Here is a 2,500-nt window from a genome sequence, read left to right as displayed (position 1 = left end):
ATGCTTTTAGGAGCAGCGTGGGGTGTTTTCTTATAGAGGTAGAGCTACCAATAGGACTAGGGGGAGTCACATCCTACCAAATCCTGATGAACTCCGAATGCTATAAGATTAGCCCTGCAGTGAGGGCATGGGTGCTAAGGTCCATGTCCGAGAGGGAAAGAACCCAGACCTTCAGCTAAGGTCCCAAAATCTATACTAAGTTGAACTAAGGTGGTCCAGTTGCCGAGACAGCCAGGATGTTGGCTTGGAAGCAGCCATTCATTTAAAGAGTGCGTAACAGCTCACTGGTCGAGCGACCGGGCATCGATGATAATCGGGCATTAAGTATAGTACCGAAGCTAAGGCAGTAGTTTACTACTGGGTAGGGGAGCATTCTATATGCGGGGAAGGTGTGCTGTAAGGCATGTTGGAGCGTATAGAAAAGCAAATGTAGGCATAAGTAACGATAATGAATGTGAGAAACATTCACACCGATAGACTAAGGATTCCTGATCAACGCTAATCGGATCAGGGTTAGTCGGGACCTAAGGCGCACCCGAAAGGGGAAGTCGATGGACAATGGGTTAATATTCCCATACTACCCATATGAGTGATGGAGAGACGGAGAAGTGAAAGGCCCGCGTACTGACGGAATAGTACGTTAAAGGGAGTAGGTATTAGTTTTGTAGGCAAATCCGCAAGACTAGCTGAACCTGATAGTACTGCAATCCTTCGGGAGCGCAGATAGTGGCCCTAATCCTGCTTCCAAGAAAATCTTCTAAACGTATTGTATGGGTACCCGTACCGTAAACCGACACAGGTAGTCAAGGAGAGAATCCTAAGGTGCTCGAGTGATTCATGGCTAAGGAACTAGGCAAAATGGCCCTGTAACTTCGGGAGAAGGGGCGCTTCCTCACCTTCGGGTGAGAAGCCGCAGTGAAAAGACCCAGGCGACTGTTTAGCAAAAACACATGGCTTTGCGAAATCGAAAGATGAAGTATAAGGCCTGACACCTGCCCGGTGCTGGAAGGTTAAGGGGGGACGTCAGGGGAGTTTACTCTCCAAAGCGTTGAACTGAAGCCCCAGTAAACGGCGGCCGTAACTATAACGGTCCTAAGGTAGCGAAATTCCTTGTCGGGTAAGTTCCGACCTGCACGAATGGTGCAACGATCTGGGTACTGTCTCGGCCATGAGCTCGGTGAAATTGTAGTCGCGGTGAAGATGCCGCGTACCCGCAACGGGACGGAAAGACCCCATGAACCTTTACTATAGCTTCACATTGACATTGTGTAAATGATGTGTAGGATAGGTGGGAGACTACGAAGGTGTGTCGCCAGGCATGTTGGAGTCGTTGTTGAAATACCACCCTTTATTTACGTGATGCCTAATCCGCTGGAAGCGGAGACAGTGTGTGGTGGGTAGTTTGACTGGGGTGGTCGCCTCCAAAAGAGTAACGGAGGCTTCCAAAGGTTCCCTCAGTACGGTTGGTAATCGTACGAAGAGCGCAATAGCAAAAGGGAGCTTGACTGTGAGGCTTACAAGCCGATCAGGGACGAAAGTCGGGTATAGTGATCCGGTGGTTCCGCATGGAAGGGCCATCGCTCAAAGGATAAAAGGTACTCTGGGGATAACAGGCTGATCTCCCCCAAGAGCTCACATCGACGGGGAGGTTTGGCACCTCGATGTCGGCTCGTCACATCCTGGGGCTGGAGAAGGTCCCAAGGGTTGGGCTGTTCGCCCATTAAAGTGGCACGCGAGCTGGGTTCAGAACGTCGTGAGACAGTTCGGTCCCTATCTGTTGTGGGCGTAAGAAGTTTGCGAGGATCTGACCTTAGTACGAGAGGACCGGGTTGGACTAACCTCTGGTGTACCGGTTGTGGTGCCAGCTGCACCGCCGGGTAGCTATGTTAGGCAGGGATAAGCGCTGAAAGCATCTAAGCGCGAAACCCACCTCAAGATGAGACTTCTTTATAAGGGACGTTAGAGACGATAACGTTGATAGGCTGTAGGTGTAAAGGCAGAGATGTCAAAGCCGAGCAGTACTAATTACCCGTAGACTTTCTCTAGGGGCTTTGCCCTTTTGTAGTAGTGATAAGTGTACAATTTTATTACTACTGTGTATCTAAGCTTTCAGAATTCTTTCACAACATTCATGTCTATGTCATAAGGTAGGTATGTATATTGATCTGTACGATTGGATTGAAGTATTTATCTACGACGATTTTATGGTGATTATAGCGATGGGGTCCACCTCTTCCCATTCCGAACAGAGAAGTTAAGCCCATCAGCGCCGATGGTACTGCCGTAACAGGTGGGAGAGTAGGTCGTTGCCAGTTTTTATCAGAACCTCAGGATATCCTCCTGGGGTTTTTTTATGTCCTGTCATCCCACCCCTATAGCACCCACAGCAAAAAAACATCAACCCTGATGAAAGTAGAGGGACTGCTACTTGAAGGATGACAGTAAAGAATATTTGTTCGCTTTTAAAGCCAAAAAGTGAACCCATTATCTAGCGGTTTGT

Annotated in this window: 2 rRNA genes (1 of these 2 cut by a window edge); both read left to right on the top strand. The window is 48.8% G+C overall.

Annotated elements, in window-relative coordinates:
• A 23S ribosomal RNA gene (locus tag FNH22_RS00010) occupies positions 1-2,045 on the top strand (it extends 849 nt beyond the left edge of the window).
• 158 nt (positions 2,046-2,203) lie between these two features.
• Positions 2,204-2,315, top strand: a 5S ribosomal RNA gene (rrf, locus tag FNH22_RS00005).
• Positions 2,316-2,500: the final 185 nt, after the last annotated feature.

Source organism: Fulvivirga sp. M361 (genome assembly GCF_007097395.1).
Taxonomy (GTDB): domain Bacteria; phylum Bacteroidota; class Bacteroidia; order Cytophagales; family Cyclobacteriaceae; genus Fulvivirga.
The sequence above is the reverse complement of the archived record's forward strand: the minus strand, read 5'-3'. Positions and strand labels throughout refer to the sequence as shown.